This is a genomic window from Falsiroseomonas bella, from assembly GCF_003173615.1.
Taxonomy (GTDB): domain Bacteria; phylum Pseudomonadota; class Alphaproteobacteria; order Acetobacterales; family Acetobacteraceae; genus Falsiroseomonas; species Falsiroseomonas bella.
In genome coordinates, this window is sequence record NZ_QGNA01000001.1 from 574,197 (window position 1) to 593,991 (window position 19,795).

A 19,795-nucleotide genomic window follows, 5' to 3' on the forward strand; every position below is an offset into this window, starting at 1 on the left:
CCGGGGCGCTCCGCGCCGCTTGCATGAGACCGGGCGCATGAAGGTTTGACCTTCATGCCCTCAGGCGCCGGCGCTGCGCTTGGCTCGTCATGCCGAAGGCATGCTTTCGCATGACGCGCTTGCGGCGGGTATCGCAAGCCCGGCGGGGTCCGGCGGGGTAGCCTACCCCGCCGCTCAGGTCCCCCCAGAGGCCTCCAGCAGCGGCTTCCAGCGCGCGATCTCGGCCTGCCAGAAGGCCTTCGCCCCCTCCGGCGTGGTGCGCTCGCCGCTGGCGGGCAGGCTCCCGAGTTCCACCATGCGGCGCCGGACCGCCTCATCCCCCAGCATGCCGAGAAGCGCCCGGTTCAGCCGCTCCACGATGGGGCGCGGCGTGCCGGGGGGTGCGAACAGCATGTTCCAGCCGGACATGCGCATCGCGGGCAGCCCGGCCTCCGCCGTGGTCGGCGTGTCGGGCAGGGCGGAGACGCGCTGATCGGTGGTGATCGCATAGCCGCGGACGGCGCCCGAGCGGATCTGCTCGGAGTTGTTCGTCGTCTGGTCGCAGCCGAGGTCGAGGCGGCCCGCCAGCAGGTCGTTCATCGCAGGCCCGGTGCCGCGATAGGGCACCAGCGTCACCTGCGTGCCGATCGCCTGCTGCAGCAACAGGCTGCAGAGATGGCTGGTGCCGCCGACGCCGGAATTGCCCAGGTTGAGCTTCGTCCCCTCCCGCCGCACCACCGCGACCAGCTCCGCCAGCGTGTTCGCGGGGAAGTCGCGGCGGGCGATGATGGACATCGGCACCTCGTTGATCATGCCGATCGGCTCCATCGCCGTCGGATCGAAGCTCAGGCGTGGGTAGAGGGTCGGGATGGTCGCCTGGGCCAGGCTGCCGAACAGGATCGTATACCCGTCCGGCCGGGCGGCCGCGACGCGCCCCTGCCCGATCGAGCCGCCGGCGCCGGACACGTTCTCCACCACCACCGTCTGGCCGAGATCGGCGCCGAGCGCGGGCGCGATGAGGCGGGCGATGGTGTCGGCCGGCCCGCCTGGCGCGAAGCCCACGATCATCGTGACGGGCCGCGTGGGGTAGGCGGGCGTCTGCGCCTGGGCCGGTGCACCGCGTGCGGCCAAGGCCCCGAGCGCCAGGTGCAACAGCGGACGGCGCGCAAGACGGGTCATGGAACTCCCTCCGGGACGATCTGCGGAACAGTTTCGCCCTGGAGGCGCGCACCGCAAGCCTTCTGCGACGGGCAGGCGCCGGGGAGGCACGAAAAGGGGCGGGCCCGAAGGCCCGCCCCCGTTCCGCCGCAGCGGTGCGACGGTCAGATGAAGGTGTCGCCGGCCACCGTGTTGTAGACCGTCCAGCCGGTCTTGATCACGATGTCGCTGTTCGCGTTGGTGCCGATGTTGATCGGCCCGGCGCCGACCTGCTCGTTCCACTCGACGAGCAGGAGGTACTTGCCGTCGTAGTAGTCCTGCTTGCTGTCGTAGACCGCGAAGGAGCCGGCCTCGCCCTCGCCGCCGCCATAGACCTCCAGGACCTTGTCCTTGCCGAAGCTGCGCAGGTCGAACACGTCGTTGTTGCGCGCGCCGCGGACGTCGAAGAACTCGATGGAGTCGAATTCTCCGCAGTAGTCGTCGCTGCTGCGGGCGGCCCGCACCATGCTGCCGGCGTTGCCCCAGAAGAAGACGTCGCGCTCACCGTCGTTGGTGTTCATGACGCTGTCGTCGCCCCCGGTCATGTCGATCCGGTCGCGGCCGATGCCGTCCATCATCAGGTCGTCGCCGGCGCCACCGACAATGCTGTCGTTGCCGTCGGCGCCATCGACGGTGTCGTCGCCGTCGCCGCCCATCACGGTGTCGGCGCCCGCATTGCCCTCGACGAGGTCGTCGCCCTCGCCGCCATCCACCACGTCGTTGCCGGCCTGGCCGGCCAGGTCGTCATTGCCCGCCTCGCCGAGGACGGTGTCGTGCTGGGCGCCGCCGTCGACCGTGTCGTTGTCGTCACCACCGGCCATCAGGTCGTTGCCGCGCCCGCCGTCCATCTGGTCGTTGCCGGCGCTGCCGTTGACCACGTCGTCGCCGTCGTCGCCGGCGAGCACGTCGTTGCCGGCGCCGCCGTCCATCACGTCGTTGCCGGCATTTCCGTTGGCGACGTCGTCTCCGCCGCCGGTGGCGATAACGTCGTTGCCGGCGCCGCCGGTGACCACGTCGGCGCCGTCGCCGGTCGTGATGTCATCGTCGCCGTCCTCGCCGTTGACAACGTTGTTGCCGTCGCCCGCGTCGATGACGTCGTTGCCCGCGCCGCCATTGACCACGTCGTCGCCGTCGCCGGTCGTGATGCCGTCGTCGCCGGCGCCGCCGCTGACGACGTTGTCGCCCTCGCCCGCGTCGATGTCGTCGTTACCGGCGCCGCCATCGACCTGGTCATTCCCGAAACCCGCGACGATGGTGTCGTTGCCGTCGAAGCCGGACACCGTGTTGTCGCCGTCGCCGGCGTTGATCTTGTCGTTGTTCCAGCCGCCCTCGATCAAGTCGTCGCCGTTGCCCATGGTGATCCAGAGGTTCGGCAGGACGCTGTTGCCAGCGAGGACCGTGTTGTCCCCGCCGAGGTCGTTGATGACGACCTTGCGGAACTGGCCGACGCCGCCCGCATCCAGGTCGACCGGCAGCAGCAGCGGCACGACGACGCCGGGGCGCACCTCCGCGTCGGCCTCGCCGGGATCGATGAAGCCGTTGGACAGATCGATGCTGTCATTGACGAGGGGGTCGCCGTCCAGGACGAACTTCAGGCTGTCGGGTACCTTCAAGACGAACATGGCGTGTCTCCTGCCGAGTATTGCCGATGGGCCGGCGCCCACGCGGTCCGGACACTCCGGCGCGCAGGAGGAATCGTGCCGTTTCGGCGCAGGAGGCCGCGCCCCGAGGATTGATGGGAAAGAAATCCGCGAAAGGTAGTTCTTCTACCCTGGCGCGTGGCCCTCTGCCGGTGCGGGCGGGGCCTCCGCATCGGAAAACACGGAGAGTGCCGCCGAAGCGCCGAGCAGGCGCACCACCGCCTGCACCCGGTTGGCCGCGCGGAGCCGGGCGTACAGGTCGCGCAGATGCCCGTTCAGCGTGTGCTGGCTGATGCCGATTCGCTCCGATATCGCAGCCGTCTCCAGACCGCGGCAAAGCAGCACCGCGACCTCGGCCTGTGCCCGGGTGAGGCCGAGCGTGGCCGCGACCGCTTCCACCGTGGGCACCCCGTTCGCCGGCACCGCTGCCGCGAGCAGCACGACCGTGCGGCCGGAGCCGAGTTGCACCGGCTGCAGCCGGGCCGGGATGGGCGTCGCGCCGCCGGCCAGACCGATGATATGCGGCTTGGCGCCCGGCGCGGCGGCCGACGCCAGGGCGCGCGCGAAGCCGGAGGCCGGATTGCCGGACCTGTCAGTGACCCGGCGGCCGACACGCCGCAGCGGGCCTCCTGGCGCCCAGAGGCTTTCGGCCGCGCTGTTGCTCCAGATGGCCGTGCCGTCAGGCAGGAGCAGCACCACGGGCGTCGGCGCACGGCCGATCACCTCGGCCGCGGCGGCGGCGCCCGCGGAAAGGTCGGACCGCCGCACGACGAGACCCAGCGCGCCAGCCACGGCGCGCAGCACCAGAAGGTCCTGGCGGGCGAGAGGCTTTGCCTCCGCGCCCCGCAGCACATAGAGAAGCGCGGTTGTGCCGCCGGATGCGGCGACATCGGCAAAGCCCGCATAGCCGAACCCGTTGGGCGCAAGCCAGCCGGCATGGAAGCTCGATTGGCGCAGCAGCCGAGGCGCCACCAGTTCCTCGCCGCGCAGGGCCCGGCTGCCCCGGCCGGCCGGAAGGGCCGCCACCCATGGATCGAGGCGATGCCAGTGGGTGGCGTAGGCCGCAGCCGCGTCTTCCGTCAGGCCGCAGGCAGCGAGGACGGAGGCGTCGCGTCCGGCCCGGATAAGAAGGAAGGCGGCGCGGAACCCGAGTCCTGCTGCCAGGTCCGCGATACAGGCTTGGATGGCCGCGATCCCGCCCGGCCCATCCTCCGCGACGATCTGAGGTTCCACGCCACCTGCCCCAGCATGCATTCTGCCGGCGCAATGGATGCGCAACACAGGTTGGTAATACAAAACGATTCGACGTTACCGATTTCAGATTATATTTTTGAGACGGCCAGGGCGTGCAGCACGCTTCGCAACGCCTTCGCATCCCTGTCACCGAACGGGGCATCGCGGCGGGCGGCGATGACCAAAAGCCCTCCGGGCGCATCCAGGGCGGCCAGCGCGAGATGGCCTTGTTCCGTGAAGCGCGTTCCCGCGAACCCGTTCTCCACGTCGGGGAACGGCAACGCCCCGTCGGCGGGGCGGCCGACGCGGCACAGGAGTTCTGCGGGCGCCGGCACGGCGCGGCGCCAGAGCATCACCTCCTGGGCGTCCATGCCGGCGAGCAGGTCGGCCAGGATATGCGTGATGGAGTCCAAGCCCATTCCATCCTTGGGAGGGTCCTTCAGGACGGCAAGATCGGCCCCACCAGCCAGCTCCGCAAGGCGTAGAAAACTTTCTTCTTGTAACGGATTGGATAAGCCGCTTCAGGTCTCCGCCCCGCCATTCACCTGAATCATCTGACCGGTGACATAGGCGCCGCCCTCGCTCACCAGCATGCCTACCACGGTTGCGATCTCGGCCGGCGTGCCCATGCGGCCCATCGGGACCTTCGCGACATAGCCCGAGCGGCTGTTCGTCACGCCCGGCACGTCGTCATCGGCCGCGATGGGCCCGGGCGAGATGGCGTTCACCGTCACCCCCTGCTTCGCGAACTCCTTCGCCAGCGACTTGGTCAGCCCCCAGAGCCCGTGCTTCGCCACCGAGACCGGCGCGCGGCCGGAATAGCCGTGGATGGCGTTCATGCCGGTGAAGTTGACGATGCGCCCGAAGCCCGCGGCCACCATGCCCGGCAGGCAGGCCTGGGAGAGCCAGATCGCCGCCTCGACATCCACCGCCATGATGCGGCGCCAATCCTCCTCCGTCGTCTCCAGGAAGGGCTTGGCGGGGCGCAGCGCGGCGTTGTTGACCAGCACCTGCACCGCGCCGAAGGCAGCGATCGCTTCCTGTGCGATGCGGGCGCATTCCGCGCGGCTGCCGACATCGCCCATGACCACCAGCGCTTCGGCGCCGAGGGCGCGGGCTTCCGCCGCGACGGACTCGGCGGCGGCACGGTCGGTCGCGCCGTTGATCACCACGTTCAGCCCGTCCCGGGCCAGGTGCAGCGCGACGGCGCGGCCGATGTTGCGGCCGGCGCCGGTGATCAGCGCGGTCTTGCGAGCGGACATGTCTTTTCTCTCCGGCCTTCAGGCGGCGCGGCGCAGGAACTCCGCGCAGCGCTCGCCTACCATCAGGGCGGCCGGCTGGATATTCGGGGATGGGATCAAGGGGAAGACGCTGGCATCGGCCACGCGCAGCCCCTCCACCCCGCGCACACGGAGCTCGGGGTCGAGCACGGCGCGGTCGTCGCTGCCCATCCGGGCGGTGCCGCAGGGGTGGAAGACCGTGCTCGCGGTGGCGCGGATGTTGGCCTCGATCGCAGCATCCGTCGTGGCCTCGGGCCCCGGGCGCAGTTCCTCCTCGATCAGGTCGCGCAGCGGCGCCTGGCGGGCGATGTCGCGACAGATGGCGGCGGCGCCGAGCATCACGCGCAGGTCGTTCGGATGATCCAGGTAGTTCGGCCGGATCACCGGCGGATCGGCGGGGTCCGGGCTGCGCAGCGTCAGCGTGCCGCGGCTGTCCGGGCGGCAGGCGCCGTAGTTCAGCATCAGCCCCGGGAAGGGCGTGAGGCCCTGGCGGTAGTCGAAGGTGGCGAAGTTGATGAAGAGAAGCTGCGCCTCCGCTTCCTCGGCGCCCGGCGTCACGCGGACGAAGGCGCTGGCCTCCCCGGCGCCGACCGCCATCGGCCCGGCCTTGCGCAGCAACCAGTCGAGCCCCATCGCCGCCTGCTTCACCTTGCTCGCCAGGATCTCGTTCAGCGTGCCGCAGGGCTTCACGCGCCAGATGAACTTGGCGATCAGGTGGTCCTGCAGGTTGCGCCCGACATCCGGGCTGTGCACGACGACGGGCAGGCCCATCGCCTGCAGCGCCGCACCGTCGCCGATCCCCGACAGCATGAGCAGCTTCGGCGTCTCCAGCGCGCCGCAGGAGGCGACGACGCAGCGCCGCGCGCGGAACGTCCCCTGCGCCGTGGCGACGCCGACGCAGCGATTGCCCTCGAAGAGCAGGCGATGCGCCTGGATGCCGGTGCGCACCTCGAGATTCGGGCGCTTCATCGCCGGGCGCAGATAGGTGCGCGCGGAGGAAGACCGGAAACGGCCATCCACGTTGAGCTGCACCGGGCCGACGCCCTCAATGCTGCTGCCGTCGTTGACGTCGCGGTGGCGCCTTATGCCGGCGGCGGCGGCGGCGTCCACGAAGGCCTGGGTGGCGCGCGCCATGCGCCGCGGCGCCATCACCCGGATCGGTCCGCTGTCGCCGCGCTCGGGCGAGGGCGGGCCGAGCCAGGTCTCCATGCGGCGGAAGGCGGGGGCGCAATCCTCATAGGACCAGCCGCGGGCCCCGGCCTGCGCCCAGCGGTCGTAGTCATGCGGGGAGCCGCGCAGGAACACCAGGCCGTTGACGCTGCCCGAGCCGCCAAGCACGCGACCGCGCGGCCAGTGAATGGCGCGGTCGTTCAGCGCCGGCACCGGCTCGGTGTTGAACTTCGGGTCGTAGACCTGGCTGCCGAACAGGCGCGCATAGCCGGCGGGCAGCGCGACCCAGGGGCTGGAATCGGGCGGGCCGGCTTCCAGCAGCAGCACGCGCGTGCCGGGATCCTCCGACATCCGCGCGGCGACGATGCAGCCGGCGGATCCGCCGCCGACGACGATGATGTCCGCTTCGACCGGCTGCATGCGTTCCCCTTCCCTGGGCGCCAGCCTTGCGCCGGGCGCCTCGCCTGTCCAGCGGCGGAGAACAGGGCGGAGGAATTCGCGCGCGCCCGGGAATAGGGGCGGCCGTCCTGTCGTTCGGGAGGCGGCGGGCCAGCAGCGGCGCGCAGAACGGGAGATCTCAGATGGCAAACCTCTTCGGCACCGAGGACGACGACATCCTGCTCGGCACCGCCGTCGCGGACGTGATCCGCGGCCGGTCGGGCAATGACCGCATCGAGGGCCGCGACGGCAACGACCGGCTGTTCGGCGAGACGGGGAACGACACCATCCTGGCAGGCAGCGGCGCCGACACGGTGGATGCCGGGGACGGCGACGACACGGTCCTCGCCGGCATCGGCGATGACCGCGTGGTGGGCAACCTCGGCAATGACGGGCTGTTCGGCGAGGCCGGCAACGACCTGCTGCTCGACGACCACGGCAACGACACGCTGAACGGCGGCGACGGCAACGACACGATGCGCAGCGGCGAGGGCAATGATTCGATCCTGGGCGGCAACGGCAACGACGTCGCCTATGCCGGTGCGGACAACGACACCATCCTCGGCGGCAACGGCGCCGACCTGATGTATGGCGAGGGCGGCAACGACCTGATCCGCGGCGATGGCGGCAACGACCGCGCCTTCGGCGGCGACGGCGACGACACGCTGGATGGCGGGATCGGCGCGGACCGGCTGGATGGCGGGCTGAGCGCGGACGAGCTGATCGGCGGCGCCGGCAACGACACCATGACGGGCGGCGCGGGCGACGACACCTTCTACTTCGGGCGCGGTTCGGGCCGCGACGTGATCACCGACTTCTCGGTGACCAACGACAAGTTCGAGATTCGCGACGTCCCCGGCGTGGACGATTTTGGCGACCTGACGATCCGCGGCGACGGCGCGGGCGGCGCGCTCGTGAGCTGGGGGATCGGGGCGGACTTCGCCAGCGTGCGGCTGATCGGCGTCGCGCCCGCGACGATCACCAGCGACGACTTCTCCTTCGGCTGAGGAGGTCGGCGGGCGGCACGCCGTGCCGCCCCTTCCGACGCGCCGTCACATGCGCCGGATCGGCACCCGCTCGGCGCTCAGCCAGTCGGGCCAGCCGACCAGCTTCTCGATCGCCACGACGACGGCAACGAGGACCAGCGTGACCACCGCGATCCGCACCCACCGGCGCGAGGGCGGATTGCGGTGCCACTGCGCCAGCCGGATCAGCAGGCGCGTCAGCGGATCCACGCTGTCGCGCCGTCAGTTCGGCTCCACCACGCCGAGCCGCCGCGCCACCTGGCGGATGCCCTCCCAGGTGTCGGGCTGCAGCGGCACGCCGTTGGCGAGGCGGTCGGCCCGCGTCGTCGCCTCCTTGTCGCCCGGCGCCAGCACCGGCTGATCCGGGTCGGCGCGGTTCGCGGCCAGCACCCAGTCCACATAGGCGCGGCCGGAGGCGTGGAACTCTGCCTCGGTGCCGAAATGCCGCGGCGAGACGTAGAAGCTCAGCATGCCGTTGGCGATGCGCGTGCGTTCGCTGATCGGGCCGGAGGTGCCGCCGCCGGTCAGCGCGCCGCCGAGCATCTCGCACATGAAGGCGAGGCCGGATCCCTTGTGCTCGCCGAAGGCGCGGATCGCGCCGCTGCCCTTGGTGACGTCGCGCGGGCCGACCTTCTCATAGGGGCCGTAGAGCGTGTGCGGATCGCCCGACAGGCGCCCATCCGGCTCGATCAGCGCATCGGGCGGCAACGCCTTGCCGCCATTCGAGGCGACCATGACCTTGCCCTCGGCGACCAGCGAGGTCGCGAAATCCAGCACCAGCGGACGGCCGGGCAGCGGCACGCCGACGCTGAAGGGCGCGGTGGAGAAGCGGCGATCCGTGGCGCCGAAGGGCGCGACCAGCACGCTGCCCGCGACGTTCACGAAGTGCACCGAGATCAGCCCGGCGCGGATCGCGGTCTCGGCATAGTCGCCGACGCGGCCGATATGGCCGGCATTGCGCAGGCCCACCACCGCGATGCCGTGCTGCTGCGCGCGCGCGATGCCGAGATCCACCGCCTGCGGCGTCACGGTCTGGCCGAAGCCGAACTTTCCGTCGAGCAGGGCGAAGCAGCCGCCATCGGTCACGACCTCCGCCGTCTGGCCCTTCAGCACGTAGCCCGCCTCGCACCATTCGACATAGCGCGGCACGCGGGCGACGCCGTGGCTGTCATGGCCGGCGAGGTTGGCACCGAGCAGATGGGAGGAGATGCGGCCGGCTTCGGCGGCATCGCAGCCGATGGCGCGGAAGATGGCGGCAACATAGGCGTCGAGCTTCTTCGCCTCGACGAGGACCTGATCAACGGGCATGGCGTGTTCCGTGCGGACTGACGGCGCCGAGCATCATGCCGCGGGGCGGGCGCGGCAAGACGGGCGGGTCAGCGCGTCGTGGCCTGCGCCAGGGCCGCGCTGCCTTCCTGCGTCATCTGGCGCAGGGCGGCCAGCCGGCGCTCGGCTTCCAGCGCCGCGGCGGCGAGCTCGGCATAGCCCTCCTCGGCGTGGCGGAGCAGATGGTCCACCGCGGCGGCGGTCGGCTCGATCAGCAGGACGCGCGCATCCTCCGCGGAGGGGCGGCGCGTGACGAGGCCCCGCAGCTCGGCGCGGTCCAGCGCCCTGGTGACGGTGGCGGGGCTGATCACGCCGCTGGCCAGCGCGGCCAGGTCCTTGTGGGTGAGCCGACGGCCGTGGAAGGAGGCATTCAGCGCCTCGGCCACGCACCAGGTCACCTCGCGGGACCGCACGCTCGGCTGACCGACCACGCGAATGGCGATCATGCCGCGGCGCTGGGCCAGGGCATACATCTCGCTCAGCGCAGCGGCACGGACCATCAGATCCGGGGATGGCGGCCCGGTGAAGGGCGCGGGGGGCGGGGTCTTTCGCACCCGCCCAGGCTAGGTTGAAACGCGACCGGAATCAAAGCTCCACGCCGTAGTATCGCCGCGCCTCGGCGATCAGGGCCTGCCGCGCCTCCCGCAGCACCTGGAAGACCTGATCAAGGCCCTGCTCGGCCGCTTCCTCGGCGAGGCTGCTGAGGAGCAGCGCCATGCTGCGCAGCCTGCCCTCGATCTCCGGCGAGCGCGCGAGGCGTGCCGGTTTCGCTTCGCTCATGCGTGACACGTCCCGGTCGCGTTCCGTCCGCGCGGAAGTAGCGCGCGCCGCGGCGACGCGCCACGGGGATCGGGTTCAGCCTGAAACGAGGCGGGCGCTACAGGACGCGGCCAGTCTGGGGGTCGATCAGGTGCATGTGGTTGAGGTCGGCAGCCACCTGCAGGGGCCGCCCGGGCTCGGCAGGCGTGGTGGGATCTATGCGGCTGCAGACCTCGGCGCCCTGCAGCCACAGATGGACCAGCGTCTCCATCCCCATCGGCTCGATGACTTCGGGCGTCAGGTCGAAGGTGGCGATGTTGTCGCGGTCGAGGTTCTTCGGCTCCGTCAGGTGCTCGGGCCGGATGCCGAAGATCATCTCCTTCCCCGCGGCCGCGGCGTAGCGCTGCGTGCGGTCGGCGGGCACGGGCAGGACGATGCCGTTCGGCAGGTTGAGGCGCAGCGCGCCCGATCCGTTCTCGACCCGCGCGGGGATGAAGTTCATCGCCGGGCTGCCGATGAAGCCCGCGACGAAGCGCGTGACCGGGCGGTGATACAGCTCCTGCGGCGGGCCGACCTGCTCGATGACACCGTGGTTCATCACCACCACGCGGTCGGCGAGCGTCATCGCCTCCACCTGGTCGTGGGTGACGTAGACGGTGGTGGTCTTCACCGCCTGGTGCACCTTCTTGATCTCGGTGCGCATCTGCACGCGCAGCTTGGCGTCGAGGTTCGACAGCGGCTCGTCGAACAGGAAGACCTTGGGATCGCGCACGATGGCGCGGCCCATCGCCACGCGCTGGCGCTGGCCGCCCGAAAGCGCCTTCGGCTTGCGGTCGAGCAGCGGCGTGATGTCGAGGATGCGGGCCGCGTTGTCCACGCGGCGCTTGATCTCGTCCTTGGGGAACTTCCGCAACGTCAGGCCGAAGGCCATGTTGTCGAACACGGACATGTGCGGATAGAGCGCGTAGTTCTGGAACACCATCGCGATGTCGCGGTCGCGCGGCGGGATGTCGTTCACCACCGTTCCGCCGATCGCGATCTCGCCCGAGGTGATCTCCTCGAGTCCGGCGATCATGCGCAGCGTGGTGGACTTGCCGCAGCCGGAGGGGCCGACGAGCACGACGAATTCATGGTCCGCGATCTCGAGGTCGATGCCCTTCACGGCCTGGACGCCGCCTTCATAGGCCTTGACGACCTTGCGGATGGAGACCTGTGCCATTCAATCGTTTCCCCGTTCAGTCCTGCCGTCCGATCGCCGGAGGGCCGAGGGCCCGGCGGCGTGAATCGGCCGGCTACCCTTTGGTTGCGCCGGCGGTGAGGCCCGCGATGTAGTAGTCCATGAGGAAGGCATAGACGATCACCGGCGGCAGCGCCGCCAGCAACGCGCCGGCCATCAGCTGGCCCCAGGCGAAGGTGTCGCCGCGGATCAGCTGGCTGACCACGCCGATGGTCATCGGCATCTCCTCGGGCGTGGTGATGAAGGCGGTCGGATAGACGAAGGCCGCCCAGGAGACGGTGAAGGCGAAGATCGTCGCGGCGATGATGCCAGGCAGCGCCACCGGGATGAAGATCTTCCACAGCATCTGCATCCAGTTCGCGCCGTCGATCAGCGCGGCCTCGTCCAGCTCCTTCGGGATCGAGGCGAAGTAGCCGATCATGATCCAGGTGCAGAAGGGCACGGTCAGGGTCGGATAGACCAGCACCAGGCCCCAGGCGCTGTTCAAGAGGCCGAGGGAGCCGACGATCTGGTAGAGCGGGATGAACAGCAACGTGTCCGGGATCAGGTAGGTGAGGAACACGCCCGTCGCCAGAGCCTGGCTGCCCCAGAAGCGCATGCGCCCCAGCGCGAAAGCGGCGAGGACGGAGATCACCATGGTGACGGCCACCACCAGCACGGTGACCTTCACGCTGTTCCAGAAGAAGCCGCGGAACATCTCGTTGCCGATCAGCGCGGCATAGTTCTCGAGCGTCGGCGAATAGACCCACCAGGGCGTGCTGTTCAGCTGGTCGGCGATCTCGGCGCTGGTCTTGAGGCTGGTCATCAGCATGTAGACCGGCGGGGCCAGCATGATGATGGCGGCGAAGATCAGGGAGATATAGGCCGACCACAGCGCCCAGCGCCTTTCGGCGCGCAGGCTGCCGGCCTTGTGGTAGATCGACGGGAGGTCGCGGTTCGCGGCGGCAGAGGCGCTCATCTCACATCTCCTCCTTGTTCCGCCGGTTGATGCCGCGCAGCACGAAGAAGGCGATCACCGCGAGGATCGGGAACATGAACAGCGACACCGCGGCGCCGCGGGGGATGTTGCCGGCCAGGATGCCGACCTGGAAGGCGTAGGAGGCGAAGACATGCGTCAGGTCGCGCGGGCCGCCATTGGTCAGCACGCGCACGATGTCGTAGTTCGCGAAGGTCACGATCAGGCTGAACAGCACGGTGATCGAGATGATGTTGCGCATCATCGGCAGCGTCACGTAGCGCAGCCGCTGCCAGGACGACGCGCCGTCGATCGCAGCCGCCTCGTAAAGCTGCTCCGGCACGGATTTCAGCGCTGCGAGATACATGATCATGAAGAAGGGCGCGCCGTACCAGACATTCACGATGATGACGCTGATCCGCGCCCACCACGGCTCCCCGAGCCAGGGGACCGAGGGCACGGCGAAGACGTTCAGCAACCAGTTGATCGAGGAGTAGGAAGGGTCGAACATCCACCACCAGCCGAGCGTGGAGAGCGCCGGCGGGATGACCCAGGGCACCAGCAGCATGCCGCGCCACTTGCGCTGCCCCTTGGTGGGGATGTGGTGCAGCATGTGCGCCAGCCAGAAGCCGATCAGCGCCTTCAGGATGACGGCGGTCACCGCGAAGAACACCGACTGGAAGATCACCATCCGGAAGGTCTCGGAATCGAGCAGGATCTCGAAGTTGCCGAGGCCGATGAAGGTGTTCATCCGGCGGTTGAGCATGGAGAGCCAGATGGCGTAGCCGGCCGGCCAGGCGACCAGGCCGCCGATCACGAGCAGCAACGGCAACGTCATCACGAAGGCGATGGTCGATCGCCGCCGCGCGAAGCGTTTCAGGGAGGAGCCTGACGGCGCTCCCTGCTGGGCGATGGCGAGCGTCGCGCCGTCAGCCATCCCGGACTCCCCGTTCGTTCGACATTGCTTGGGCCGCGCCGCGGGGACTGCGCCCCGCGGCGCGGCCTTTGACGGCGCCCTACAGGCCGCGCCGCATGTTGTTGATCTCGCGCTCCGCCCAGCCGAGCGCCGCGTCCATGCTCTCGCCGCCCTGCGCGATGCGCGCGATCAGCTTCGTGTTCATGCCCTGGATGTACATCTGCTGCGCCAGTTCCGGAGGCGCGGGCGAGAAGGCGATGGACTGCTTCGACTGGTGGTGCGGCTTCACCGGGTAGTTGAACTGGAAGCCCTCCGGCGGGCCCACCGTCTCCCAGATCTTGAAGTCGGTCATGGTCGCGAAGGGCGGAATGTCGTAGCCCGAGCTCTTGTTGGTGATCGCCTCCGCGCTGTCGCGCTGCGAGATGAACTCCAGGAAGCTCTTCGCCGCGTTCTTGTTGCGGCTGAAGGACCAGATGCCGGTGGTGTAGGGCAGGTAGGCGTTGAACCGTCCCTCCGGCCCGGCCGGCATCGGCGCGTACCAGCACTTCTCCGCCACGTCCGGCGCGTCACGCTTGGCCACCGCCCAGGCCGAAGGCGGGTTGAAGATCAGCGCGGAGCGCCCCGAGATCAGCGCCCGGTTGTTGGAGGCGTCGTCCCAGGCCCAGACGTCGTTGGGCAGGAAGCGCGACAGCCGCACGGCGTAGTCCACCGCCTGGCGCAGCTTGTCGTTGTTGCGGATGGTCGGCTCGCCCTTCTCGTTCGTCATGCGCGCGCCGTAGCTGTTGAACAGGGCGCCCACCCAGTCCACCGCATCGGTGAACTGGCCCATCGGCAGGCCGAAGGCGAAGCCCGCCTTCTGGCAGGCCTCGGCGGCCTTGAGGAAGGTCTCCCAGGTCCAGTTGTCGGCACCCGGGCCGCGCTCGGCCTTCGCCGGCCACATGGCGCGGATGTCGATGCCGGCATGCTGCTGGAACAGGTCCCAGCGCACGCAGGCGGGCTTGTTCTGCGTGCCCGAGGTGGCGGGAATGCCGCGCCAGGCGCCCTGGCGCTTGGCAAGGAACTCCGCGACTTCGTTGATCGGGCCGTATTTCGCGACCAGCCGCTGGATCACGTCGTCCACTGGCTCGAGCTGGTCGGCATAGGCGCCCGGATCCCACGGCGTGAGCGAGATGGCGTCGTGCCCGCTGCGGGACTGCGCCTGCGCGGCGGCGGTCAGCTGCAGCTGGTTGCCCGTGGTGTTGATGAAGTCGAGCGAGACGTTGACGCGGTTCTGCCGGCCCCAGGTCTCCCCCAGCTCCTTCAGCGCGTCGTTGCCGCCCGGCACCCAGTGGTCCCAGAAGGCGATGCGCAGATTGCCCGCGCTGCCCTGCGCATGGACCATCGGCGCGCCGAGCGTGCCTGCCGCGAGAACGCCGGCGCCGGCGCGCAAGGCACCGCGACGGCTCACAGTCTTGGCCATCTCCCCGTATTCCTTCCTGCATCGGCCGGCCGTGTATCGGCCGTGCCCCGGTTGCAACACGGTGCAGGTTAGGCATCGGCGAGCGGATGCCGCAAGCCCGTTGCAAATGAAGCCTTGTCAGGGTTTCGCCCATGCGCGGGATTGCACGCGCGCGGCATTGCACGCGCGACAGTCACGATGCCGGGAAGCGGCTGCAGCGCGGGCATGCGACGACACATCTGCAGGGTGCATGGCGCAAGCCTGCTGCTGCAGCGCAACAGGAGGCCCGCCTTCCACCAGAAGGGCCGTTCGGATGAAGCGCATCGTCACCGCCATCTTCGAGACCCGAGCCGAAGCCCGACGCGCCCGCGATGCGCTGCGTGCGATCGGCGTGCCGGCCGGCAGCATCGCGCTGCACAGCAAGGCCGAGCATGACATGACGCCGGCGACCGATGCGGCGCCCGGCAGCGAGCCCTGGCTGCCCTCGCTGCTCGACCTGCTGTTCCGGCCGGACCCCAACTATGCGACGCATCACGCCGCGCTCGAACAGGGCGCCGTGGCGGTGACGGCGCGCGTGGCGGCGGAGATCGCGCCGGCCGCCGCCGAGGCCCTGGAGACGGCCGGCGGGCGCTACACGCGGAACGCGACGGAGCCCGTCGCGCCGACCTCGTAGCCTCCCAGCCGCTCGGCGCGTGCGCGGAAGGCCTCGCCACGTGCGAAGCCGAGCAGCGCCTGCAAGGGCGGCTCGAACCAGTCGCGCGGGCGTGCGACCAGATCGAATCGTTCCTTCACCAGCGGCACGAAGACCAGGCCGCGCAACGTGGCCTCGGCGCGGATGCCGAAGCCGGCATCGGCGCGGCCCTCGGCCACCGCCGCCGCAACCTCGTCCTCGCTCGCGGCGGGCTTCGCCATGAAGCGCAGCGCATCGAGCCGGATCCCCGCCTCGTTCAGCAGATGCAGCAGCAGCAGGTGGCTGCCCGCCCGCGCCTGCCGGCCCGCCACGATGATGCCCTGCCGCGCCAGGTCCGCCAGCCGCGTCAGGTTGCGCGGATTGCCGGCGGGCAGGATCAGCCCCTGCTCGCGGAAGGCCCAGGTGATTCCGACCAGGGGCTCGCCCGGCAATTCCGCCCGACACGCGGCCTCGTTGAAACCACCCGTGTCGGGGTCGGGTACATGCACGGCGGCCGCCAGCGCCTCCCGCGCGGCCAGCGCCGCGAGCCCTTCCAGGCTGCCGCCGCTGCGCAGCGCGAGGCCACAGCCCGATTGCCGCACCGCCCAGTCCAGCAGCGGATCCTGGCTGCCAGCCAGGATCGGGGGGGCGGCAAGGCGACCTTCCGGCGCCTCGGCCTGGCGGGTGAGCCAGAGCATCAGCTCCGTGCGGGGGAACAGCCACTTGCCGCCGAGCTGCACCGACGGAAGCCGGCGCCCGCGCGCCAGGTCATAGAGGGCGCGCTCCGAGAGGCGGAGCAGGGTGGCGGCCTCCTTCAGGGTCAGGATCTCGTGCAAATCGGCAAACCTCGGCAAACACTGGCAGCTTCGACGACGGGATCTGGTCCGGCATAAGGGCCGACGTCAAATGCCGGGTGCAGGGTTACCACCGACATGAACGACCTGGGAACAGCGGCGACGCTGGCCCTCGGACTGATCGCCGAGGCGGATGCGACGCTGGCGCAGATCGTCGGCCTGTCGCTGCGCGTCTCGCTGATCGCGGTGGCGATCGCCGCGGCGGTCGGCCTGCCGCTCGGCGCGTTGCTGGCGGTGGCGCGGTTTCCGGGGCGGCACGCGATCGTGGTGGCGCTGAATGCGCTGATGGGCCTGCCGCCGGTGGTCGCGGGGCTGCTGATCTACCTTCTGCTGTCGCGCAGCGGCCCGCTGGGCCATCTCGGGCTGCTCTTCACGCCGACGGCAATGATCATCGCCCAGGCCGTGCTCATCGCGCCCATCATCGCCGCCCTTGCTCGCCAGGCGCTGGAGGCGCTGTGGGAGGAATATGCCGAGCAGCTGCGCTCCTTCGGCGCCGGCACCGCGCGCGCCGTGCCGACCCTGCTCTGGGACGGGCGCTTCGCGCTGCTGACCGTGCTGCTCGCCGGTTTCGGCCGGGCCAGCGCAGAGGTCGGCGCGGTCATGGTGGTGGGCGGCAACATCGAGGGCTTCACGCGCGTGATGACCACCGCCATCGCGCTGGAAACCAGCAAGGGCGACCTTCCGCTGGCGCTCGCGCTCGGCATCGTGCTGATGGCGGTGGTGCTGGCGGTGAATGCGCTGGCGCAGGCGGTGCGCGAGCTCGCTGCTCGGCGGGGCGCCTGAGCGATGCGGCAGGAGGCCACCGCGCTGCCGCTGCGGGCCGAGGGGCTGCGCTTCGCGGCGGGCGGCGTGGAGATCCTGCACGGCCTGGATTTCTCGCTCGTCGCCGGCGCGCCCACGGTGATCCTGGGGCCGAACGGCGCGGGCAAGTCCGTGCTGCTGCGCGTGCTGCACGGGCTGCTCGAGCCAACCGGCGGCACCCTGCGCTGGTCGCTGCCGGCGGAGGCGGCGCAACGGCGCCAGGCGATGGTGTTCCAACGCCCGGTCATGCTGCGGCGGAGCGTGCTGGCGAACGCGCTCTATCCCCTGCGGCTGGCCGGCCTGCCGGAGGCGGAGGCAGCCGCGCGCGCGGCGCTGGACCGCGTTGGCATGGCGGCGCTGGCGGACCGCCCCGCGCGAAAGCTCTCGGGCGGGGAGCAGCAGCGGCTGGCGCTGGCCCGCGCCTGGGCGCTGGCGCCCGAGATCCTCTTCCTGGACGAGCCGACCGCCGCGCTCGATCCCGCCGCGACGCGGCAGGTGGAGGAGATCATCGGCGCAATCGCCGCATCCGGCACCAAGGTGGTGATGACGACCCATCACCTCGGCCAGGCGCGGCGGCTGGCGGGAGATGTGATGCTGCTGCTCGGCGGGATGCTGAATGCGCAGGGGCCGGCGGAGCGTTTCTTCGCGGCGCCGCCGACCGCGGAGGCCGCCGCCTTCCTTCGCGGGGACCTGGTGTGGTGATGCGGCCGCCTCGGCGGGACGGTTGACCGCCGCGCCCGGCGGCCGAACGATGCGCGGCATGGACACCCAGGATTTCGACGCGATCGTCATCGGCGCCGGCATGGCCGGGGCGACGACGGCGGCGCATCTCGCCGCCACGCACAAAGTTGCGCTGCTCGAGGCGGAGGAGAGCGCCGGCTACCACTCGACCGGCCGCTCGGCCGCGCTGTGGATCGGCAATTACGGCGGGCCGGATGCGCGCGCGCTGACGCTGGCCTCCCGCGCCTTCTTCGAGAACCCCTGGCCCGGCTTCGCCTCCGCGCCGCTGCTGGCGCCGCGGCCGGTGATCAACCTGGCGCCGGAGAGCCAGCGCGCGCATCTGGAAGCGATGATCGCGGAAGGCACGGGCATCGAGCCCATCGCCGTCAGCGAGGTCGCGACGATGGTGCCGGCCTTGCGGCCCGGCTACGCCGTCGCCGCCTCCATCGAGCGCGACGCCTTCGAGATCGACGTCGCCAGCCTGCACCAGGGTTTTTTGAATGTTCTCCGCAAATCGGGGGGCGTGCTGGCGCTGCGCAACCGTGCGGGGCGGATCGAACGGCGCAACGGCGCCTGGGAGGCCGAGACATCCTCCGGCGCGGTGTTCCGTGCGCCAAAAATCGTGGACGCGGCCGGCGCCTGGGGCGACGAGGTGGCGGCGATCGCGGGCGTGGGGCGCATCGGGCTGCAGCCCAAGCGCCGCACCGCGCTGATCGTGGATCCCGGCCAGTACGACTGCACGCAGTGGCCGCTGCTCGGCGACGCCGACCATACCTGGTACGTGCGCGCGGAGGCGCGGCGGAAGCTGATGGTCTCGCCGGCCGACGAGACAGACATGAACCCGCATGACGTGCAGCCGGACGAGCTCGACATCGCCATCGCCGTCGAGCGCATGCAGGAAGCGCTGGACATCCCCGTGACGCGCATCGAGCATCGCTGGGCGGGGCTGCGCAGCTTCACGCCGGACCGCTCGCTCGCGATCGGGCCGGATGCCGCGGCGCCGGGCTTCTTCTGGATGGTCGGCCAGGGCGGCTTCGGAATCCAGACCTCGCCGGCGGCCGGCGCGCTGATCGCTTCGCTGGTGCGCGGCGACGACCCCGGTCCGCTGGCGCCTGTCGTGCCGATGGTGGATCCCAACCGCTTCCGGAGGAGTCGCGCATGACGCTGCCGAGCCATGACGATGTGCGCGAAGCCGCCGCGCGCATCGCACCGCACATCATCCGCACGCCGATGCTGCGCCACCGGCTGCTGGACGAGATCACCGGCGGCACCATCCTGGTGAAGCCGGAGCCGCTGCAGCGCACCGGCAGCTTCAAGCTGCGCGGCGCGACCAACGCCGCGCTGAAGCTCGATCCCGCGCTGCGCAAGGCCGGCGTCGTCACGCATTCCTCCGGCAATCACGGCCAGGCGACCGCCTGCGCCGCGGCCATGCTGGGCATGCCCGCGCTGATCGCGATGCCGATGGATGCGCCCGCGATCAAGGTGGAGAGCACCAGGCGCTGGGGCGCCGAGATCACCTTCTTCGACCGCAAGACCACCGACCGCGAGACGCTGGCGCAGACGCTGGCGGCCGAGCGCGGCGGCACGGTGCTGCCGCCCTTCGACCACCCGGACGTCATCGCCGGCCAGGGAACCCTGGCGCTGGAGCTGATCGAGGACGCGGCCGCGGCGGGCCTCACGCTGGATGCGCTGGCCGTCTGCACCGGCGGTGGCGGGCTGGTCGCGGGCTGCGCGCTGGCGGTGGAAGGCGCCTCCCCGGCCACGCAGGTCTGGGCGGTGGAGCCGGAGGGCTGGGACGACACCAAGCGCAGCCTGGAAGCCGGCGCGCGCATCGCCAATGACGGGCAGGGCGAGACGATCTGCGACGCGCTGCTTTCCTTGCGCCCCGGCGAGATCACCTTCGCGGTGAACCAGCCGCGCCTCAAGGGCGGCGTCGTCGTCACGCGCGCCGAGGTGTTCCGGGCGATGCGCTTCGCCTTCGAGCATCTGAAGATCGTGGCGGAGCCCGGCGGCGCGGTCGCGCTGGCCGCGGTGCTGGCGGGCAAGCTCGATGCGCGCGGCCGCACGGTCGGCGTGGTGGTGAGCGGCGGCAACGTGGACCCGGCGGTCTTCGCCGAAGCGCTGGCGGCATAGGCCGAGGTCAGGGGGAGAAGGGGC

21 protein-coding genes are annotated in these 19,795 nt (G+C 70.6%); 6 read left to right on the forward strand and 15 right to left on the reverse strand.

Going from position 1 to position 19,795, the window contains the following annotated elements:
• Positions 1 to 174: 174 nt before the first annotated feature.
• From DFH01_RS02595 to DFH01_RS02620, 6 genes are all read right to left on the reverse strand, one after another.
• The gene (locus DFH01_RS02595) at positions 175 to 1,158 is read right to left on the reverse strand and encodes a tripartite tricarboxylate transporter substrate-binding protein (RefSeq protein WP_109868827.1); all 984 of its coding nucleotides are present in this window, start codon (positions 1,156 to 1,158) and stop codon (positions 175 to 177) included.
• Positions 1,159 to 1,301: 143 nt separating this feature from the next.
• Positions 1,302 to 2,798, reverse strand: coding sequence for a calcium-binding protein (locus DFH01_RS02600; RefSeq protein ID WP_109868828.1), 1,497 nt, complete (start codon positions 2,796 to 2,798; stop codon positions 1,302 to 1,304).
• 144 nt (positions 2,799 to 2,942) lie between these two features.
• Entirely contained in the window at positions 2,943 to 4,049 is a 1,107-nt protein-coding gene (locus DFH01_RS02605; protein ID WP_158287591.1) for a helix-turn-helix domain-containing protein, read from the reverse strand.
• 89 nt (positions 4,050 to 4,138) lie between these two features.
• A complete protein-coding gene (locus DFH01_RS02610; RefSeq protein ID WP_146216978.1) occupies positions 4,139 to 4,462 on the reverse strand; it encodes a hypothetical protein in 324 nt (107 codons plus the stop codon).
• A gap of 108 nt (positions 4,463 to 4,570) precedes the next feature.
• Positions 4,571 to 5,311, reverse strand: a complete 741-nt coding sequence (locus DFH01_RS02615) for an SDR family NAD(P)-dependent oxidoreductase (protein ID WP_109868831.1) — start codon at positions 5,309 to 5,311, stop codon at positions 4,571 to 4,573.
• Positions 5,312 to 5,329: 18 nt separating this feature from the next.
• On the reverse strand, positions 5,330 to 6,919 hold the full coding sequence (locus tag DFH01_RS02620; RefSeq protein ID WP_109868832.1) for a GMC family oxidoreductase: 1,590 nt from the start codon (positions 6,917 to 6,919) through the stop codon (positions 5,330 to 5,332).
• Between the two features lie 161 nt (positions 6,920 to 7,080).
• Between DFH01_RS02620 and DFH01_RS02625 the strand changes: the two genes are divergently transcribed.
• The gene (locus DFH01_RS02625; protein WP_109868833.1) at positions 7,081 to 7,944 is read left to right on the forward strand and encodes a calcium-binding protein; all 864 of its coding nucleotides are present in this window, start codon (positions 7,081 to 7,083) and stop codon (positions 7,942 to 7,944) included.
• A 45-nt stretch (positions 7,945 to 7,989) separates the two neighbouring features.
• Here DFH01_RS02625 and DFH01_RS02630 read toward each other — a convergent pair whose 3' ends face one another.
• The 8 genes from DFH01_RS02630 to DFH01_RS02665 all read right to left on the reverse strand — a co-directional run bounded on the left by DFH01_RS02630 (position 7,990) and on the right by DFH01_RS02665 (position 14,614).
• Entirely contained in the window at positions 7,990 to 8,172 is a 183-nt protein-coding gene (locus tag DFH01_RS02630; RefSeq protein ID WP_109868834.1) for a hypothetical protein, read from the reverse strand.
• A 12-nt stretch (positions 8,173 to 8,184) separates the two neighbouring features.
• A complete protein-coding gene (locus DFH01_RS02635; protein ID WP_109868835.1) occupies positions 8,185 to 9,270 on the reverse strand; it encodes a malate/lactate/ureidoglycolate dehydrogenase in 1,086 nt (361 codons plus the stop codon).
• Positions 9,271 to 9,338: 68 nt separating this feature from the next.
• Entirely contained in the window at positions 9,339 to 9,788 is a 450-nt protein-coding gene (locus DFH01_RS02640; protein ID WP_109868836.1) for a MarR family transcriptional regulator, read from the reverse strand.
• Between the two features lie 85 nt (positions 9,789 to 9,873).
• Entirely contained in the window at positions 9,874 to 10,068 is a 195-nt protein-coding gene (locus DFH01_RS02645) for a hypothetical protein (RefSeq protein WP_109868837.1), read from the reverse strand.
• A gap of 97 nt (positions 10,069 to 10,165) precedes the next feature.
• Positions 10,166 to 11,266: an ABC transporter ATP-binding protein gene (locus tag DFH01_RS02650; protein WP_109868838.1), complete on the reverse strand. Its 1,101-nt coding sequence runs from the start codon at positions 11,264 to 11,266 to the stop codon at positions 10,166 to 10,168.
• Between the two features lie 73 nt (positions 11,267 to 11,339).
• Positions 11,340 to 12,242 (reverse strand): carbohydrate ABC transporter permease, encoded by a 903-nt coding sequence (locus DFH01_RS02655; protein ID WP_109868839.1) that lies wholly within the window; start codon positions 12,240 to 12,242, stop codon positions 11,340 to 11,342.
• A gap of 1 nt (position 12,243) precedes the next feature.
• The gene (locus tag DFH01_RS02660) at positions 12,244 to 13,176 is read right to left on the reverse strand and encodes a carbohydrate ABC transporter permease (protein ID WP_109868840.1); all 933 of its coding nucleotides are present in this window, start codon (positions 13,174 to 13,176) and stop codon (positions 12,244 to 12,246) included.
• A 79-nt stretch (positions 13,177 to 13,255) separates the two neighbouring features.
• A complete protein-coding gene (locus DFH01_RS02665) occupies positions 13,256 to 14,614 on the reverse strand; it encodes an ABC transporter substrate-binding protein (RefSeq protein ID WP_109868841.1) in 1,359 nt (452 codons plus the stop codon).
• A gap of 292 nt (positions 14,615 to 14,906) precedes the next feature.
• Here DFH01_RS02665 and DFH01_RS02670 point away from each other — a divergent pair, with 292 nt between their 5' ends.
• Positions 14,907 to 15,266, forward strand: a complete 360-nt coding sequence (locus tag DFH01_RS02670) for a hypothetical protein (RefSeq protein WP_109868842.1) — start codon at positions 14,907 to 14,909, stop codon at positions 15,264 to 15,266.
• On the opposite strand, the gene DFH01_RS02675 is transcribed toward DFH01_RS02670, so the two are convergent.
• Positions 15,224 to 16,099, reverse strand: a complete 876-nt coding sequence (locus tag DFH01_RS02675) for a substrate-binding domain-containing protein (protein WP_158287592.1) — start codon at positions 16,097 to 16,099, stop codon at positions 15,224 to 15,226. The two genes, DFH01_RS02670 and DFH01_RS02675, sit on opposite strands and share 43 nt — an antisense overlap.
• A 96-nt stretch (positions 16,100 to 16,195) precedes the next feature.
• Between DFH01_RS02675 and DFH01_RS02680 the strand changes: the two genes are divergently transcribed.
• The 4 genes from DFH01_RS02680 to DFH01_RS02695 are packed head-to-tail and all read left to right on the forward strand — an operon-like array spanning position 16,196 to position 19,771.
• On the forward strand, positions 16,196 to 16,900 hold the full coding sequence (locus DFH01_RS02680) for an ABC transporter permease (RefSeq protein ID WP_109868844.1): 705 nt from the start codon (positions 16,196 to 16,198) through the stop codon (positions 16,898 to 16,900).
• A gap of 3 nt (positions 16,901 to 16,903) precedes the next feature.
• Complete coding sequence (locus tag DFH01_RS02685; protein WP_109868845.1) at positions 16,904 to 17,620, forward strand: ATP-binding cassette domain-containing protein; 717 nt, start codon at positions 16,904 to 16,906, stop codon at positions 17,618 to 17,620.
• A 58-nt stretch (positions 17,621 to 17,678) separates the two neighbouring features.
• Positions 17,679 to 18,800, forward strand: a complete 1,122-nt coding sequence (locus DFH01_RS02690) for an NAD(P)/FAD-dependent oxidoreductase (protein ID WP_233255932.1) — start codon at positions 17,679 to 17,681, stop codon at positions 18,798 to 18,800.
• Positions 18,797 to 19,771, forward strand: a complete 975-nt coding sequence (locus tag DFH01_RS02695; RefSeq protein ID WP_109868846.1) for a threonine ammonia-lyase — start codon at positions 18,797 to 18,799, stop codon at positions 19,769 to 19,771. Before DFH01_RS02690 ends, DFH01_RS02695 begins: the two co-directional genes overlap by 4 nt.
• Positions 19,772 to 19,795 lie beyond the last annotated feature (24 nt).

Excerpts from the sequence above, each read along its gene's own strand:
- DFH01_RS02595 (WP_109868827.1), bottom strand. The coding sequence starts at position 1,158 with ATGACCCGTCTTGCGCGCCGTCCGCTGTTGCACCTGGCGCTCGGGGCC.
- DFH01_RS02600 (WP_109868828.1), bottom strand. The coding sequence starts at position 2,798 with ATGTTCGTCTTGAAGGTACCCGACAGCCTGAAGTTCGTCCTGGACGGC.
- DFH01_RS02615 (WP_109868831.1), bottom strand. The coding sequence starts at position 5,311 with ATGTCCGCTCGCAAGACCGCGCTGATCACCGGCGCCGGCCGCAACATC.
- DFH01_RS02620 (WP_109868832.1), bottom strand. The coding sequence starts at position 6,919 with ATGCAGCCGGTCGAAGCGGACATCATCGTCGTCGGCGGCGGATCCGCC.
- DFH01_RS02625 (WP_109868833.1), top strand. The coding sequence starts at position 7,081 with ATGGCAAACCTCTTCGGCACCGAGGACGACGACATCCTGCTCGGCACC.
- DFH01_RS02635 (WP_109868835.1), bottom strand. The coding sequence starts at position 9,270 with ATGCCCGTTGATCAGGTCCTCGTCGAGGCGAAGAAGCTCGACGCCTAT.
- DFH01_RS02640 (WP_109868836.1), bottom strand. The coding sequence starts at position 9,788 with ATGGTCCGTGCCGCTGCGCTGAGCGAGATGTATGCCCTGGCCCAGCGC.
- DFH01_RS02645 (WP_109868837.1), bottom strand. The coding sequence starts at position 10,068 with ATGAGCGAAGCGAAACCGGCACGCCTCGCGCGCTCGCCGGAGATCGAG.
- DFH01_RS02650 (WP_109868838.1), bottom strand. The coding sequence starts at position 11,266 with ATGGCACAGGTCTCCATCCGCAAGGTCGTCAAGGCCTATGAAGGCGGC.
- DFH01_RS02655 (WP_109868839.1), bottom strand. The coding sequence starts at position 12,242 with ATGAGCGCCTCTGCCGCCGCGAACCGCGACCTCCCGTCGATCTACCAC.
- DFH01_RS02660 (WP_109868840.1), bottom strand. The coding sequence starts at position 13,176 with ATGGCTGACGGCGCGACGCTCGCCATCGCCCAGCAGGGAGCGCCGTCA.
- DFH01_RS02665 (WP_109868841.1), bottom strand. The coding sequence starts at position 14,614 with ATGGCCAAGACTGTGAGCCGTCGCGGTGCCTTGCGCGCCGGCGCCGGC.
- DFH01_RS02670 (WP_109868842.1), top strand. The coding sequence starts at position 14,907 with ATGAAGCGCATCGTCACCGCCATCTTCGAGACCCGAGCCGAAGCCCGA.
- DFH01_RS02680 (WP_109868844.1), top strand. The coding sequence starts at position 16,196 with ATGAACGACCTGGGAACAGCGGCGACGCTGGCCCTCGGACTGATCGCC.
- DFH01_RS02685 (WP_109868845.1), top strand. The coding sequence starts at position 16,904 with ATGCGGCAGGAGGCCACCGCGCTGCCGCTGCGGGCCGAGGGGCTGCGC.
- DFH01_RS02690 (WP_233255932.1), top strand. The coding sequence starts at position 17,679 with ATGGACACCCAGGATTTCGACGCGATCGTCATCGGCGCCGGCATGGCC.
- DFH01_RS02695 (WP_109868846.1), top strand. The coding sequence starts at position 18,797 with ATGACGCTGCCGAGCCATGACGATGTGCGCGAAGCCGCCGCGCGCATC.